We start from the raw sequence: 16,791 nt of genomic DNA on the forward strand, positions 1-16,791 counted from the left end.
TCGCCCCGATTGACGCTGCTCATCCAAAAGCGTTTTCTACGCCATCTTCCCCGGAAGCCGACAGGGTCGTCGGCGAACGGTCAGCTTCAAGGATGAGCATGCCTGCCTCAAGCATTGTTTTCAGTGGCTACCCGCACCTGCATCGGCCTCTTCAGGGCGCTGCATCCTGCTGTTTTTTCAGAACTCACGTCACGCCTTGGCCTCGTCTCCATAGAAGTGCCTCGCTGTTGGCGTTTTTGAACGTGTCGCGCATGTGAGGCACGTGAAATCACCATGAGTATTTCCAGGAAGTCGAGCATGTCGAACAGCACATTCGCCTCAGGGCACGACTGGGCGCGTTGCCGCTTGGGCGCGCTTCTCATATGCCTTGCACTGGTGGCGTGCGGAAAGGAAAAGCCCGCCCCTCATACCCCTGAGTACCGTGCGGCGCATGGAATCGTCGAGGGTGAGGCCAACACCATTGAAGTCAGCGGAACGACGTTCCGTGTGCCGAACGATGTGGAGTTCGAGGTTTATTCGTCTGGAGACATTCATCCGGGAAAGGCCGATGAGTTGACCTTGCGTCTCTTTATCGACCAGGCGGGCATCCACAAAGGAAACCCCGTTCCGGTTGCTCGGGACAGCCGGGTGAGGGTCGAGATCTCAAAAATGGGCGATCCCAACGGGAAGTCCTACTTCGAAGGCGAGAAGGAGAGGGCCGAGGCACCCATTGCCCGTCCTTCGATGGAACTCATCGAATACCCGCTGAAAGTGCCTGCGGCACAGGCCGAGCACTCCGGGACGTCTGTCTACGTGGCTGCGGACGGCGTGCGGGGTAATGGCAGGGAGTTCTATTGTTCGGTGGGGTGGCCGAAAGACCCGGCGAAAACGAACGGTAGTTGCCGGGCGTATTACTTCCTGACCTCAGGACTGATGGTCCAGGTCTTCTTCGAGTACAGCGCTCTGGCGAATTGGAACGTCATCATGAGCGAGGTTCGCCGAGAAGTGGAAAGCATCGAAAAATAAAACCAAAACGCAAGGAGGTGTGTTGTGAGCGATATCTATCTTACGGATGAGCAGATCAATCAGATCAGGGCGATGAAAACCCGTGGCCCTAATGCTCAGGGCAATTACTCCGATATATATCAAGCTATCTCGGAAATGCTGCCCGACAGCGACGTCAAGCTCTGGCTGGATGGCGCAGCGCTTGCCAACGCCGGACGAGGTGTTTTCGCTGAGCTCATCAGGTCATACAGCCAGCGGCAGATGGAGCTTCGTGGCATCCAGTATTCCGATGCGCTCATGCAAGATGCATCCAACAGGGTGGCGACCAATGCGCTCGACGATATTCTCGCCCTGGGGCGCCGAACTGCGGATGGGCGCTGGAAGTTTCCGACACTGAAAGATATTGCGAACAATGATGCCACGGGGGTTGGTGACGTCTTGTTCAAAAGCCTGCCTAACGACTCGGCTGGTGGAACCACAAATGCCGGCTGGTCTGGGACTATTCTCTTCTCTGCACTCGGGGGGGATGAAACCTACAGGCTGACCGCTACGGGTGGAGATGGGCTCAATCGCATCGATGACATCAAGAATTTGCTGTTCGCCTACGAATCCTATTCCTATGCATTTAAATGGGCGGCTCTGGTTGGTGCTGGAGAGTTCGCGCTTAAGGACAAGCGATTCTTTGATGACCTTGGAGTGGGGTGGGATACCTTCCGGGGCGCCAGTGGTGATGATCTGGTTGCGTTGGCGACCAACAACATCACCTCGCTGCTGTCCGGTGAAGCAAAGAAGCTAGGCGAGCTGATCAACAAGGCTGGCGCACACACCGTTCTTGACTGGGTACAAGCAACCTACAGTGGCAAGCCGGTTACGACCCCGACGACCCCGGATAACTTCATCGATTCTGCCAAGGCCGTATTTTCCAAGATCGATAAAGCGGTTGCCATAGGCGCCAACACCATTCTCCTGCCGGATACCAAGGACGCAATCCTGGCCTTGGCGAAGGGGAGCCTCGCCGCACGTAACGCGCTCTATGCACTGTCCCCCATTGCTATCGATCTACCCAGTTACTCGCATGACCTGAGCCTTGCTGATTTGAAAACGGGAGAGGGGGCTCTCTCCGAGCAGTGGCTGGACAAACGAGCCGCTTTTCTTACTTTCGAGAGGCTATATCGGGCTTCTGGTGACACCGACGGCACCTTCGAAATGCCGTTCGGGTTGCCGGTACCGATCCCGGGGGATATCGAATTCCGCACCTACAGCGACGGTTCGTCATACAAGCTCATCGTCGACGGTGTCGACGGGGGGATCATCGACAAGCGTTACATCATCTTCGGTGGTGATGGTGCCGAGAGTTTCCAGGGCGGTGATGGCGATGATTTCCTGTTCGGCATGAATGGGGCTGACGTCATCAGTGGTGGTGAAGGAGATGACCACCTGGAGGGAGGGGATGGGGCCGATAACCTCGATGGTGGTATCGGGGCCGATACCCTCTATGGCGGGCTGCACAACGACACGCTTGTCGGTGGGGATGGCAATGACAGCCTCTTCGGCGGCAAGGGTAACGACAGCCTGGATGGTGGTGTTGGCAAAGATCACCTCGAAGGCGGAGAAGGCCAGGATTCGCTCACGGGCGGTTACGGCTTCGACACCTACAAAGCTGACAAGGAAGACCTCATTTACGACAGCGACGGCTCGGGCAAGGTCTACTTGGGCAACCGCCAGCTCACGGGTGGCAGCCGCAAGAAAACCGACCCCGAGGGCACCTACTACGGCGGTGGCAATACCTATGTGTTGCAAGGCACCACCTTGACCATCAACGGTGGGCTGACGATCCAGTACTACGACAAGGACGACCTGCAGATCATCCTGACCGAGGAAGAGGAGGAGGACGAGTCGCCGGAAACGGATGATGCCGAGAGCCGCACCTCGCCTATCGTCATCGACCTGGACGGCGATGGCATCGAGACCCTGAAAGTAGGGGCGAGCTACTTCGACCTCGACGGCGATGGCCTCAGTGAGAAGTCCGGCTGGGTGAGCCCCGATGACGGCCTGCTGGTGCACGACCGCAACGGTGACGGGCGCATCAGCAATGGCACTGAGCTGTTCGGCAACCACAGCCTGCTGAGCAACGGCAACAAGGCCGAGAACGGCTTCCAGGCCCTGGCCGAGTACGACAGCAACGGCGATGGCCTGATCAACGCCCAGGATGCGGCGTACTCGACGCTGCAGGTGTGGCGCGACCTCAACGGCAACGGCATCAGCGATGACGGCGAGCTGCAGGGGCTGGCCGCTGCGGGCGTCGTTTCTATCGGCACCGGTTACAGCACTTCCAGCCACACCGACGCCAACGGCCACGAGCACCGCCAGATCGGCACTGTGATGCTGGCCAACGGTGTGGCTTCCACGGCGGCTGACGTCTGGTTCAAGGTCGACAGTACGCGTCGCGTCAACAGCGGCGATATCGCGCTTCCCGATGATGTGCTGAACCTGGCCAACGCCAAGGGCTTCGGCAAGGTCCATGACCTGCACCAGGCCATGGCGCTGGATTCCGGCCTGAAAGACCTGCTGGCGCAGTACGTGGCTGCACCACCGGGCCAGCGCGACGCGTTGCTCGACACCCTGATCTACCGCTGGGCCGGTGCCGAAGGCGTAGACCCCTATAGCCGCGATCCCAAGAAGGTCTACGGCCATGTGATGGACGCACGCCAGCTCGTCACCCTGGAGAACCTGGTGGGGCGCCCCTACCTGGGCACCTGGTGCTGGGGCGAACGCGACCCGAACCCGCACGGGCAGGCGGCGCCGATCCTGGTGGCCGAGTACCTAGAGTTCAAGCGCTTCACCGTCGCGCAGATCATGGCGCAGACCGAATACGCCAACGAGCTGGACATCATCCGGTCCGGCTTCGGCTCCGACGCGCAGAGCATCGCCGTCGACTGGAACGCACTGCAAGGCAAGCTGAGCGGGCTACTCGCCGAGGGCAAGCCTGAGCGCGTCCGTGACGTGATCACCATCCTCAACGACCTGGGCACCTATTCGCCGGCTTACCGCGCCAAGCGCGATGCCGCGTTCCAGGCCATCACCGCGTCCAATGTCGAACTGGCGCCGTTCTTCGATTTCTCCACCCGTATCGGCACCTCGGGCAACGACACGCTTTACGGCATCCAGTCCGGGACCATCTTCTACGGTGCGGGCGGCGATGACCGCCTGTATGGCTATTCCGGCGTCGACAGCTACCACTTCGCGCGGGGCCAGGGCAACGACGCGATTCTCGACCGGGGTGGCCTCGACCAGATCGTCTTCGGTGCCGGCATCGGTCAGAACGACCTGGTGTTTTCTCGGAACACCACCACCGTCTGGATCAACGTCAAGAACGCGGACGGCAGCGATGCCGGCTCGGTGCGCATCGACAACTTCTTCGACTTCGACGGTTCGCTGGCCTATGGCGCCATCGAGGCGATCCGTTTCGTCGATGGCGGTGGCCTGAGCCAGCAGCAGATGCTCGATCTGCTGACAGCCTCGTCGCTGACCGCTGGCAATGACCTGGTGTTCGGCAGCGCTGCTGGAGACAGCATCGATGCCCTGGCAGGCAACGACAGCATCCACGGCCTGGGTGGCAACGATCAGCTCTCCGGCGGTGCCGGCGATGACGTGCTGATGGGCGACGATGGCAATGATTCCCTGGTCGGCGGTGTCGGCAACGATTCGCTTGTCGGTGGACGCGGCAACGACACCTACCTGTTCGATCTCGGCCATGGCAACGATGTGATCGATAACGCGGCCGATGCAGCCGGCGGCAAGATCGACCGGGTGGTGTTCGGCGCGGGGATCGATCCCGCCGCCGTTGGCGTGAAGCGCAATGGCAGTGACCTGCTGCTGCAGACCTCGGCTACTGACAGCGTGCGGCTCACCAATTACTTCAGCGCCGAAGGTACCAATGGCATCGCTGTCGACCGCATCGAGTTCCACAACGGCACTGTCTGGAGCATCGCTGACGTCAAGAACCTGGTGCTGCAGGCCACGGCCGGCAATGACCGAATCGAAGGCTACGTGACCAACGATCAGCTCTCCGGTCTGGCGGGGGACGATCGACTGTTCGGTTACGCCGGCAACGACACCCTGCTGGGCGGCGAGGGGCGCGACACCCTTGACGGTGGCATCGGCGATGACCGGCTGTTCGGCGAAGCCGGCGACGACATGCTGGAAGGTGGCGAGGGCAACGACTACCTGGATGGGGGCGAAGGCAACGATCGCATCGACGCGGGTGTCGGTGACGATACGCTGGTGGGCGGTGCCGGCAATGACTACCTCAATGGCAGCGCCGGCCGCGACACCCTGCAAGGTGGCGACGGCGACGACACCCTGGTGGGTGGCGCGGGTGATGACTTCCTGGCCGGTGGCAAGGGTAACGACCGCCTAGACGGTGGCAATGGCACCAACAACTACCTGTTCGCCCGTGGTGACGGACAGGATGTGATCGTGGATGCCTATGAAGGGATCGTGACGATCTACCTCGCGGACCTGCCGCTGGAAACCCTGGTCTTCCGCCGCAATGGCACCAGCCTCGAGGTTTCGTTCCCGGACAGCCCGGCCGACCTGATCTCGCTTTCTGCCTTCTTCCGTGACGAGGTACCGCTGAGTGGCATTCGCCTGCGCTACGGCGATGGGTTGGAAACCCTCATCGCCGCTACGCAACTGCGCCAGCTCACCCTGGACGGCACGGCTGCGGGCGACCTGATCAACGCCTATTCCACCGACGACCTGATCGACGCGCTGGGCGGTAACGACACGGTCTACGCGGGCGCAGGTAACGACACCGTGCGAGGCGGCGAAGGGGACGACCTCCTGGACGCCGGGATCGGCAACGACCTCGTCGAGGGTGGCCTCGGCAACGACACCCTGCTGGCCGGGGAGGGTGATGACCTGCTGGACGGTGGGGCGGGCGACGACCAACTGGAGGGCGCCGCCGGCAACGACCAGTACCGGCTCACGGCGCAATGGGGTCATGACCTCATCATCGACCGGAGCGGTACCGACAGCGTTCGCTTCGACGGTGTGGCACCGGAGGACCTGCTGCTGCGCCGTGACGGCGAAGACCTCGTGGTGACCCATAAGACCACGGGCGACAGCGTGCGGATCCAGGGGCAGTTCTCCTACCAGGCTGGGCAGCCTGGTGTGTACGCCATCGAGCAATTCGTCTTCGACGGCGGCCTGGCCTGGGACTTCGACGCCATCAAGCTCAAGGCACTGGAAGGCACCGCCCGGGACGACGCCATCTACGGCCATGCCGACGACGATGTGATCGACGCGGGCCTGGGCAACGACCTCGTCCAGGCGGGCTTCGGCAACGACCAGGTGCTGGGTGGTGAAGGCAACGACACCCTGCATGGCGAAGCGGGCAACGACACGCTCTTCGGCGGTGCGGGTGACGACCAGCTGTACGGCGAAGAGGGCGAGAACCAGCTCTCCGGCGGCGACGGTAATGACTCCCTGTTCGGCGGCTACCAGGCCGACCTGCTGAGCGGCGATGCCGGCGATGACCTGCTCGACGGCGGCGATGGCAACGACACCCTGCGCGGTGGCGAGGGCCATGACTCGCTGATCGGCGGGGGCGGCAACGACCAGCTGTTCGGTGACGCCGGCAACGACACCCTGCAGGGCAACGGCCTGCTCGATGGCGGCAGCGGCGACGACCTGCTGGAAGGCTACGGCGAACTGCTGGGCGGCGATGGCAACGACACGCTCCATGGCCAGGGCTCCGACACCTTGGTGGGCGGCGCGGGTAACGACCTGATCGTCGCGCGCAACGATGCCTGGAGCGGCAACGCCAGCGTTATCGAAGGCGGCACCGGCAACGACACGATCTACGGCTCCTTCGGCGACGACACCTACCGCTTCAACCTCGGTGACGGCCAGGACCTGCTGATCGAGCGTCGCGCCAACGAGGCCTTCAGCAACATCACCCCGAGCGTCGACACCCTGAGCTTCGGCGAGGGCATCAGCGTGGCGGACCTGGGCTTCTATCGTCGTGGCCTGGACCTGATCATCGAGCACGCCAATGGCACTGACCGCATCACCGTGCAGAACTGGTTCAAGGAGCCCTCCGACCACTTCAAGCTGGACAGCCTGACCTTCGCCGACGGCAGCTCGCTGAGCCAGGCGGATGTCGAAAACCGTGTCATCCACCAAGGCACCGACAACGCCGACAGCATCCTCGGTTACCGCAACCTCGCCGACACCATTCACCTGGGTGCCGGTGACGACAAGGCCTGGGGGCGTGCCGGCAACGACACCATTCTCGGCGAGGGCGGCAACGACTACCTCGAGGGTGAGGACGGCGATGACCTGATCCTCGGCGGTTCCGGCAACGACCAGCTTGACGGCGGTGCAGGCGCCGACCGCCTCATCGGCGGTACTGGCGACGACAAGTACGTCTACAGCCTGGGCGACGGTGCGGACGTCATCGACAACACCGGTGGTGGCAACGACGGCGTGTTCTTCTCCGGCGGCATCACCCAGGACCGGCTGAGCTTCCGCCGCGACAGCGACGACCTGCTGATCCTGGTGGACGGCGATGCGCAGCAGTCGGTGCGCGTGCTGGGGCACTTCCTCGGTGGCGACAAGGCCATCAGCTATGTGCAGCCGGAAGGTGGCTTCATGCTCACCGCCGCGCGCATCGGCCATATGGCCGCGGCCAACGGCGTGGCCGGCGGCTACGAGGCGGTGATCGACGGCGGCACGGCGGCGGATCGCCTCTCCGGCTACGACGGTCGCGACCTGCTGCGCGGCCTGGCCGGCAACGACACCCTGTTCGGCATGGCCGGCAACGACCAGCTGGAGGGCGGTGACGGCAACGACTACCTCTCCGGTGGCAACGGCGGTAATGCAGGCTCCGGCGACGATGTGATCATCGGCGGCGCGGGCAACGATGTGCTGGACGGTGAAGACGGCAACGACCGTCTGGTGGGTGGCACCGGTGACGACAAGTACTACTACCGCGCCGGTGGCGGCAAGGACGTCATCGACAACACCGGTGGCGGCTTCGACGGCGTCTTCGTGCTCAATGGCGTGGCCCGTGCGCGCCTGAGCTTCCACCGCGACGGCAATGACCTGGTCATCCTCGTCGACAAGGACATGGCCCACCAGCTGCGCATCACCAACCACTTCCTGGGCGGTGACTCGGCCATCGACTACGTGCAGCCGGACGACGGCGGCAGCTACCTCACCACCGCGCAGATCGCCGGCATGATCACCGCCTTCCCGGACGGCACCGGCACCCCCGGCCCGGTGGACCCGGAACCGACTGACCCGGGCACGCCCACCGACCCTGGCACCGGGCAACCGCCGGTTCCCGGCCTGGGCGGTGCCGACTCGCTCACCGGCACCGCTGGTAACGACGTGCTGATCGGCGGGGCCGGCAACGACACCCTGGCCGGTGCGGCGGGCAACGACCGCCTGCTGGGCGGCGTGGGTGATGACACCTACGTTTACACCGCCGGGCTGGATGTGATCGAGGAGTCGGGCGGCGCTGCCGACACCCTGCGCTTCGCCGGTGGCATCACCTACAACCAGGTGGGCTCGGGCCTGTCCAAGTCGGGCAACGACCTGATCCTCAAGGTCAATGGCAGCACCACCAACCAGGTGACGCTGAAGGACTTCTTCCTGGGTGGCGACAACCTGGTGGAAACCTTCACCTTCGAGACCGGTGGCCAACTCACCGCCGCGCAGATCTTCGGCGCGTTCGGTATCGCCATGCCGACACCGGTAGCGGCCTTCGACAACACCGTGCAGGGCACGGCGGGCAACGACGCAGCCCTCAACGGCACCGCCCAGCGCGACCTGCTGCTTGGCTACAACGGCAACGACTCGCTGTCCGGCGGTGCCGGCAACGACCGCCTGGAAGGGGGCAATGGCAACGACACCCTCGTCGGTGGCCAGGGCAACGACACCCTGCTCGGCGGTCGTGGCGACGACACCTATGTCTTCAGCGCCGGCAGCGGGCAGGACGTCATCGACAACACCGGTGGCGGCTACGACACACTGCGCTTCGAAGGCATCGCCTTCAATCAAGTCTCCAGTGGCTTAATGAAGAACGGTAACGATCTGGTGCTCAAGGTTAGCGGTGGCAGCGATCAGGTCACCCTGAAGAACTGGTTCCTGGGCGGTGACGCCGTCGTCGACGTGATCACCTTCGCAGCCGGCGGACAACTGACCGCTGCCCAGGTGTTCAGCGCCTTCGGGCTCACCAACCCCGACACCGTGGGTTCGCCGAACTACCTGAACGTCCCGGACGACCGCAGCTTCGGCACCGTCCTGGCCGGCCAGGCGGGCGATCAGAACATCCTCGGCTCCTCGGACGCCGACCTGATCGACGGTGGTGCAGGCAACGACACGCTGCGTGGCGGCAAGGGCAATGACCACCTGATCGGCGGGGATGGCAACGACACCTACCGCTTCGCCGCCGGCGACGGCCAGGATGTCATCAACAACCTGTCGAACAAGCCCGCCGACAACGATGTGCTGAGCATCGAAGGCATCACCCGCGAGAACCTCTGGCTGTCCCGCCAGGGCAACAACCTGGTGATCGACGTGCTGGGATCGGCCGACGCCATCACCGTGCAGGACTGGTACGCGGGTGCGGCGCAGAAACTGGACGCGGTGCAAGCCGGCAGCTCCACGCTCTACGCCAACCAGCTGGACAACCTGGTCAACGCCATGGCCGCCTTCGGCGCGCCCACGGGCGGGGAGATGAACTTATCCCAGGCCCAGCGGGATCAGCTCAATGTGGTGATCGCCGCCAACTGGCAGTGAGTGTGAAGATGTAGTGACTGGAGCAGCCCGCCTTATGGCGGGCTGTTTCCATGTGGTTTTCCCGCTTATGCGGTGTGTTGTTTGATGCAGATAGCATATTTTCACTTTTTTATTGAGTCGATGCTGTAGGTAGGTTTATGCGCTATCGGTTTTTCTTGGTGCTACTGCTTTTAGGAACGTTCTCTGAAGGCTCTATTGCAAACCAAAATTCGCGCTGGGGAGTTTGCAATGATTTGCATGAGTACTCTAAGGACGGAGGGATAACCGAAGAGAATCTCTCTCAGTGGGTACATGGGCTGGATAGGCCTGATTCAGTTGAAATGTCTGCTGGGAGAGCGGTTCGTATTCAGGTTGAGGCATCGACTATTGGCTTGGCAGAAATTGATGAGCGTACTTGGAGTGGGGTTGATCGCTCTGTGAGTAACCTATATACCGGGGTTTGGCGGGCTTTTTTTATGTCCGTGGATATAGATAACGATGGAGAAAATGAACGGGTGGCGATATATCGCAAATCCGGAATTTTTGGGCAGGCTTATGCGTATGTGTTGGCTGATGGGGATGAAATAAGTCGGAGCTATTTAGGGTCGGATGGTCGCCCTCTTGCGGTGGGTGGGGAACTGTTTTTTTATGAGGGTAAGGTCTACTGGCTTCAGATTGATCCTCGTCTAGATAAAAAATATAAAGCCCATGTGAGTGGTTGGAAGAGATTCATAAGGGTTTATCGCGCTGAGAGTGGAACAGGGTTGCCGATTTTAGTTTATGGGGTTCATGGTGAGTTGTGCGAAATTAGCATTAAAGAGAGTGGGTGAGTTTGGGGTGTCAAAACATAAATAACAAAGAGGGTATGTCGGTGCTGGGCGGTACGGTTGCTTTCTGCCGGCTCTCCAGTTTCATGGAGTAAATTTATGCCTTATGTTTTCGAGAAAATGAGTAGTGCCGATTGGGAGAAAGTGCTCTCTGATGCAAGCTGTGATCCTGTAAAGAAAGTATGGCTTGAGATAAATGGTTTTTCTAATTGGGAGAGGTTGTTCTGGGTTGTCGATAGGCATAACGATTATTACGTTTTCCCTTGCGCGAGTGGCAGGGATAGCTCGTGCGGTGCGTCATTTTACGTTTATTTGAATGGGTTGATTCAAGAGGTTTATGTTGACGGCTTGTTTGGGGATTTGGTTGAGTTCAGAGGTGGGCAGTTGCTCGTAGCAGATAAAATAAGATTTTCAGCTTTTCTGAAGGCTGCCTTACCTGTTTTAGGTAGGTATGGAGTGGGTGCGGATAATGAATTGGATAAGATCAATCCGGTGTTCAAAGACGTATAAAGCCACCCTGGGTGTCGCATATGGGAGGATGCCTGTTGATGTTGATTGTTTTGCTGAGGTGCTGAATGTCTGTTCTGCTTTTGGGAGTGAGGTTGACCAGATTTAGGGTGAGCCTGATTGTCCTCTCGGTCATCACTGTATTGATTGTTTTATGGGGGCGATACAATCCGCTTCCCAATGATGAATTCTACATCCGGCACTTCGAATTTAATCGTGAGGAAATTGAGGCGCTGGTCTACGAGTATAGGTACCGAGTTGAGCGTGGCCGTGGTCCGTGGGTGCGACAGGATGAGAATCGCAAGCGCCTTGTTGCTGCTGGGTTAAGGCAGATTGGTGAGACCTCTCCAATGTGGACCAGTAGGCCCTATTCAAGGCTGTTTTACCGGAGGTTACTTCAGGATGATGCGTTTCGTGACGCGGAATGCGGTCAGTTATTGCAGCGGTGTAGCTCTATAGTTGTTGATATCGGTGCTGAGGGGGGCGAAGAAGAAAATTTTGCTGTGATTCTTTTGAGTTCGGGCTTTTCTCTTGTTCGGAAAACGCTTGTGTACTTTCCAGTGGTGCCCAAGGTTGAGGAAAGGCGCTTCCAGTTGCCCGTTCATACTTACCCTGTTGATAGGTATGCTCGGCTATTTGAATCCCTGGATGATACGCCTCCAGATTGGGAGCGGGGGGAATGTGTTTACAGAAGGATAGAGCAAAACTGGTTCATTGGATTGTGTCGCGTTGAAATTTAAAGTTGGTAGGTGCAACCCGATTGGGTTTGGCCGACGCCAGTGTGCCGTTTTGAGGCCGAGCACGTAGGAGACGTATGTTTATTGGATTTGGACGATCCAGGCTTACCGCTCCTCCACGGCGTCTTCTTCCTTTGATGGGCCTGGTCTTTTTCTTGCCGTTTTCAGGCGCTCCGTTTGCAGCGGAGGCTGGTCTTGATAAGGCGTTGATCACTGAAGAAGTGCCCCACAAAAATGCCTTCTATTCGGACATCAGGAAAGCGGTCCTGGTGAAGGGCGGGGCGAAGATCAAGACCCTTTTGTCAACGAAGCGGCCAGCGGGTTTTTATCAACTGGCGGGTGTTCGGGACGAAGCGCTTTGTGCCGAGTTCCTGGAGGACATGAACAAAGAGGGTGTATCGGCGGGCAATCTCTTTGAGTGGCTCTCCAGCTCCAGCCGTAGGCTGGCGTTCCAGCCACTGGAAGAATCCATGGTGATGCCTGAATGGACGGGGGTGGAGCGCGCCTTGGAATACGTGTCGATCGACGTGGATGGCGATGGATCGATTGAGCAGACCTACAGGAGGACTGGAATTATCCAGGAGCATGGAACTCAGCAATTGATGATCACGGATGAGGCCCTTCATGAGAGGCCTGACAAGCTGCTCCCATATGGTCCTGATTGCTTGAAGTGGCAAGGCAAGAGAGGCAGGTGTGGCACCGCAGCCGGGCTTATTCAGCATGTGATGAATCTACCGGCGAACAGCAGGCTGGCGGAGGAATGGGTTTCCACCAGGCAGGATCCCAGTTCACAGGCCATGGGCGATGCAACGTCTACACAGGAGATATATGGGCGGCAGAGGGGGCGCTTGGTTAGAAATGTGGGATCGAGCTTCAGCACCTATTGGGCGGTGTACAGCCTGCCCAAAGGGGTAGTTTTTGTATCGGTACCGACACGCACCTTTGCCCCACCTGAGCTTCTTGTATTTTCAATGCACCGAAACGGCCCGCCTGAGTTGCAATGCACTGTCATGCCTGTTGCCTGGGAGAAGTGAGTGGGTTATCACGGCGCTGCTTAATGGCGTGCAGGTAGAGTGATCTATTTGTTCGTGTGCTCTGATGCTTGGAAGTTGTCATGGCCCCATCTTGGGTGGTTTTTTTGAAATTTAGGGCAATGCATGTGTATTGATCGGGTGCGTTTATACGTATTCCTTGCAATTTCTTTCTTTCCTCTTGCTGGTGCCGCTGCGGATGTTGGGCCTGGGCTCAGGGGGATGGACAATAAATATGCCCCTATATATGGAGATATCAACGGGTATTCGGTTTATCTGCATTATTGTCTTCCTGATTTCTCACCCGAAGGGGAGGTTGGGTGCGGTGGGGGCTTGCCTGGAAAGAATCCGCGAATGGTTCAGGTTGAATACAAAAATTCATTACTGGATGGGCGGCCTCTTTTAGAGGGAGGTGGATGGTTTGAGTACCCCTTTCCTGTGAACACTGATATTCAAGGTAAAACGCTATACCTACGTCAGTATGAGGAGCGTGCACGGACTGTAGTTAGCGGGGAAAAGGTTTTTCGAGCAGCTAAAGATGGTGATGTTTTTCCCGGGCTTGCCAAGTATGAAAGTGATGCAATGCCAGAGGGGACCAGATGGTGGGTCGTAGAGGACTTGGATGCCTATAGGACCCGTCTTGGTAATCCTTATATCTTTTTGTGTAATCGTCACTCCTGTACCCTCACTCTAGATGTGGGGCGTGGTTGGGAAGCTCAATTCGAGTTTGCGGAGTCGGCTCTGTCGGACTGGCAAGGTCTTATAAGGAAAATTAACTCTTCCATAGCGGACATAGTGGGGATGATCAATTAAGTTCTGTTGAGAAAGTGGGGATTTTTCTTAAGTATTGCGTGCTCGGGTCGAGCAGGGGGATGTATGAGTTTCAAGGTGCTCTGCGGAGGGCAGCGTCTATCGGTATCTGGGCATGGAGAGACCTATTCCGGTCTGGCGATCTTGCTTGTCTGCCTTGCCCTAGTCGCCTGTGGAAAGGAACGACCCGCGCCCCATACCCCCGAGTACCGAGAGGCGCACGGACTGGTCGAAGGCGGGGACAACAGGGTCGAGGTCAGCGGTGTGCCGTTTCGAGTGCCAAGTGATTTGGAGTTCGATGTCTACTCGTCTGGAGAAATTCGTCCGGGCAAGGCTGATGTGCTGAGCTTGTTGCTCTTCATCGACCAGGCGGGCATTCATAAAGGAAACCCCATTCCGACCGCTCGGAACAGCAGGGTCATGGTCGATATCCTGAAAATGGGTGATCCCAACGGAAAGACCTATTTCGAGGCCGAGAAGGAGGAAGCCGAGACACCTGTTGCCCGTCCAGCGCTGGGCCTTATCGAATATCCCCTGAAAGGGCCTGCCGCAGAGGCTGAATACTCAGGAGCCTATGTCTATGTGCCAGTGGATGGGCCGCGCGGGAATGGCCGGGAGTTCTTTTGCAGTGTGGCCCGGCCAAAGGACCCAGTCCTGAGAAACGGTGATTGCAACGCGTACTACTACCTGGGTTCAGGGCTGCAGGTTCGGGTTCTCTTCGAGTACAGCGCACTGGTGAATTGGAAAGTCATCATGAGCGAGGTTCGTCGGGAAGTGGAAAGCATCGAGCGATAGATCTTCGGTATCCACCTGTCCCGGCTGTTGCCACAGGCCGGTTTCGATGTGCTGGCAGGAGCCGGCGCTTTACATGCAGTCAAGGATGATCAATGTCAGTTTCAAACAACCGATTCGGAAAGCGATTACTTGCGGCTGCACTGGCCGTTGCGCTGGTGCCGTTGCTGTCACTCGCCGCCTATTCCTTGTATCGCGTCCAGCGCCTCGATGGGGGCATCTGCATGGCCGTGGATCGTGCCCTCAGCCCCGAGGAGCATCGCCAGGCCTTGCTGCGCAACCTGGTGCGCCTGGCAATGGAGAACAGCCGCACCCATGACGAGTACCTGGGCGGGCAGAAGCTCAAGACCGGTGTCATCCGCAATCCGCCGCGTTATGACTTCCCGGCGCTCATGGAGGCGTTCTCGCACAACGACCGCTCGTTCGAGGCGAATTTTTCCATCGAGCCGATTGCGCCGCGGCGCCCCGGCTTCGACCCGCGCAGCCTGCATGAGCCCTACGTGCTGGTGAGCTACCGGACAGATGACTCAGGCGGCGCCAGCCTCCTGGATACCCGCCGAGTAGAAAGGCTCGACCCGGTCGCCGCGGCGAAGCTGGACTACAGCCCGAGCCTTTATGAACGGTTCCGGGGCTTCGGCCGGCACTTCTATCGCGTGAGCTACACCTTCCTCGATACGGAATGCTGCGACAGTGCGCATGCCGGCGAGCCGCACCCGGACTACCTGGCGAGAAAGCGCCGCGAATACTGGGAATGGCGGGAGTCCTTCGACCGCGGCCTGGTCGACCACCAATGGAGTGTCGCGGCCTCGAACTGCGGTGAGGTGCTGACCGAGGAGGATGAGACGGGAGCCGGGACGCGTGATGCCAGACGGCTGTTTTGAGTCATTGTTGTCCCGGGGGTGAAGGCGCTATACAGCTCGCCTGCTCCATTAAAAAACCAGGAAAGCCAATGCACGAACGACAACGCATCTACAGGGAAATGCTGAGGGATTCAGTGATCCACGCCCGCAACCGTTCGACCTGCGGGATGCTGAGCAGGTGGTCCGACAAGTCGGAGCGATACGAGCTTGAGCTGGTGCACAACCTCTATCTGGTCCTTGATGCCACGGAGTACGAGAACCACGATCTGTACTTTCTTGAGCAGCAGGCGGCCTGGTACGTGAAAAACTGCCCGCCGTCGAAATCACCGCTCTACCGGGAAAATTGCAAACGGATACGGCGTCTCATCGAGCTGCTACCTGAGAGTCAACGGGGTCGGCTGGATGAACTGATGCATCTGATAGACGCGAGATTGGAGAGGTGACTGATACCCCTGATACCGAGTCCGCAATGCGTGAAGCGGAGAGGCTGCTGAACGCGGGCGAGCTGCAGCGGGCCCGTTCGTTGCTTGCTCCCTACATACAACGTCGGGTGCCGGCGGCCCTGTTCCTCTCGTCGTTGTTCAGTGACCCTGGAGAGGGCACGGAAGCATTCGAGTGCAGGCATATCGAGCTGCTCAGTGAGGCAGCCGAGCGTGGTCATGCTCCGGCGATGAATATGCTGGCCAAATACTTGGAAGTGGGAGACATGCTGGAGCAAGACGGTGATCGGGCGGCGGTGTTGTTCGCGAGGGCCGCCGGGCTAGGTCATCCGGAAGCGAAGCTCTTCCATGGCTTGAATCTGTTCTATGGGTCGAACGGTGTCGGCATGGACAAGGAGAAGGCTGTACGCCTGTTGCAGGAGGCCGAGGCTGAAGGCGTGGTCGATGATCGAACCTCTCTCCGATGACGGCCGGAATGAGACAGAGGGAGATCGGTATGCCAATAGATGTCGAGCTTTGCGCTGTGGGCCTGCACGCTTATGGAAGCTTCGAAGAGAGCGTATCCGCTGTTTCTAGCGAGGGGCAGGAGCGGCTTGATCACAGCATCAATGGCCGTGTCTGGATGGATCACCAATATAACGGGCGAGAGTTGCTGATCGAGACGGAGGACGGGAGTTTTCTGCTTGTCCATTGCCAGGGCGGAACGGTTGCCTGGCGGGTAGGGCGGGTAAAACCCAACCACCTTGAGTTGCGGGTTCCTCCTTTTGAGGAGACCGTTCTTTTCAGGCTGCCCAGTGGCGAGGTGATTCCTTGGGCATGGCACGAGGTGCTGAGTGGTTTCCGGGGCAAGCCATTTGCACTGGCCGTGAGTGATTCGCTGCTGTTTATGTTCTGGCGCGGAGGGCCTGAGTATCTGTTCTGTTGCTATCGCTCTGACAGCGAGCACTATCTGGTGTTGAGTGAGTGTTGAACTCTGGGTTGCTGTTTATCTGGGGCGCAGTTTTGAGCATATT

12 protein-coding genes are annotated in these 16,791 nt (G+C 59.2%); all 12 read left to right on the forward strand.

Features of this window, described 5'->3' with window-relative positions; all coding sequences use genetic code 11:
• The first annotated feature begins 297 nt into the window (after positions 1-297).
• The 12 genes from RTW82_RS30845 to RTW82_RS30900 all read left to right on the forward strand — a co-directional run bounded on the left by RTW82_RS30845 (position 298) and on the right by RTW82_RS30900 (position 16,748).
• Positions 298-1,005, forward strand: coding sequence for a hypothetical protein (locus RTW82_RS30845; protein WP_316927467.1), 708 nt, complete (start codon positions 298-300; stop codon positions 1,003-1,005).
• 1,185 nt (positions 1,006-2,190) lie between these two features.
• Complete coding sequence (locus RTW82_RS30850; protein ID WP_316927468.1) at positions 2,191-9,795, forward strand: calcium-binding protein; 7,605 nt, start codon at positions 2,191-2,193, stop codon at positions 9,793-9,795.
• A 137-nt stretch (positions 9,796-9,932) separates the two neighbouring features.
• The gene (locus tag RTW82_RS30855) at positions 9,933-10,604 is read left to right on the forward strand and encodes a hypothetical protein (RefSeq protein ID WP_316927469.1); all 672 of its coding nucleotides are present in this window, start codon (positions 9,933-9,935) and stop codon (positions 10,602-10,604) included.
• Between the two features lie 96 nt (positions 10,605-10,700).
• Complete coding sequence (locus tag RTW82_RS30860) at positions 10,701-11,111, forward strand: hypothetical protein (RefSeq protein ID WP_316927470.1); 411 nt, start codon at positions 10,701-10,703, stop codon at positions 11,109-11,111.
• 107 nt (positions 11,112-11,218) lie between these two features.
• Positions 11,219-11,848 carry a hypothetical protein gene (locus RTW82_RS30865; RefSeq protein WP_316927471.1) on the forward strand — a complete coding sequence of 210 codons (630 nt, stop codon included), beginning with the start codon at positions 11,219-11,221 and terminating at the stop codon, positions 11,846-11,848.
• A gap of 74 nt (positions 11,849-11,922) precedes the next feature.
• The gene (locus RTW82_RS30870) at positions 11,923-12,879 is read left to right on the forward strand and encodes a hypothetical protein (protein WP_316927472.1); all 957 of its coding nucleotides are present in this window, start codon (positions 11,923-11,925) and stop codon (positions 12,877-12,879) included.
• Positions 12,880-13,230: 351 nt separating this feature from the next.
• Positions 13,231-13,689 (forward strand): hypothetical protein, encoded by a 459-nt coding sequence (locus tag RTW82_RS30875; protein ID WP_316927473.1) that lies wholly within the window; start codon positions 13,231-13,233, stop codon positions 13,687-13,689.
• A gap of 63 nt (positions 13,690-13,752) precedes the next feature.
• Positions 13,753-14,481 carry a hypothetical protein gene (locus RTW82_RS30880; RefSeq protein WP_316927474.1) on the forward strand — a complete coding sequence of 243 codons (729 nt, stop codon included), beginning with the start codon at positions 13,753-13,755 and terminating at the stop codon, positions 14,479-14,481.
• Between the two features lie 92 nt (positions 14,482-14,573).
• Positions 14,574-15,359, forward strand: coding sequence for a hypothetical protein (locus RTW82_RS30885; RefSeq protein WP_316927475.1), 786 nt, complete (start codon positions 14,574-14,576; stop codon positions 15,357-15,359).
• A gap of 68 nt (positions 15,360-15,427) precedes the next feature.
• Positions 15,428-15,781 (forward strand): hypothetical protein, encoded by a 354-nt coding sequence (locus tag RTW82_RS30890; protein WP_316927476.1) that lies wholly within the window; start codon positions 15,428-15,430, stop codon positions 15,779-15,781.
• A 26-nt stretch (positions 15,782-15,807) separates the two neighbouring features.
• Complete coding sequence (locus RTW82_RS30895; protein WP_316927477.1) at positions 15,808-16,245, forward strand: hypothetical protein; 438 nt, start codon at positions 15,808-15,810, stop codon at positions 16,243-16,245.
• A gap of 29 nt (positions 16,246-16,274) precedes the next feature.
• Entirely contained in the window at positions 16,275-16,748 is a 474-nt protein-coding gene (locus RTW82_RS30900) for a hypothetical protein (RefSeq protein ID WP_316927478.1), read from the forward strand.
• Positions 16,749-16,791 lie beyond the last annotated feature (43 nt).

Source organism: Pseudomonas sp. zfem005 (assembly GCF_032621735.1).
GTDB classification, from domain to species: domain Bacteria; phylum Pseudomonadota; class Gammaproteobacteria; order Pseudomonadales; family Pseudomonadaceae; genus Metapseudomonas; species Metapseudomonas solani.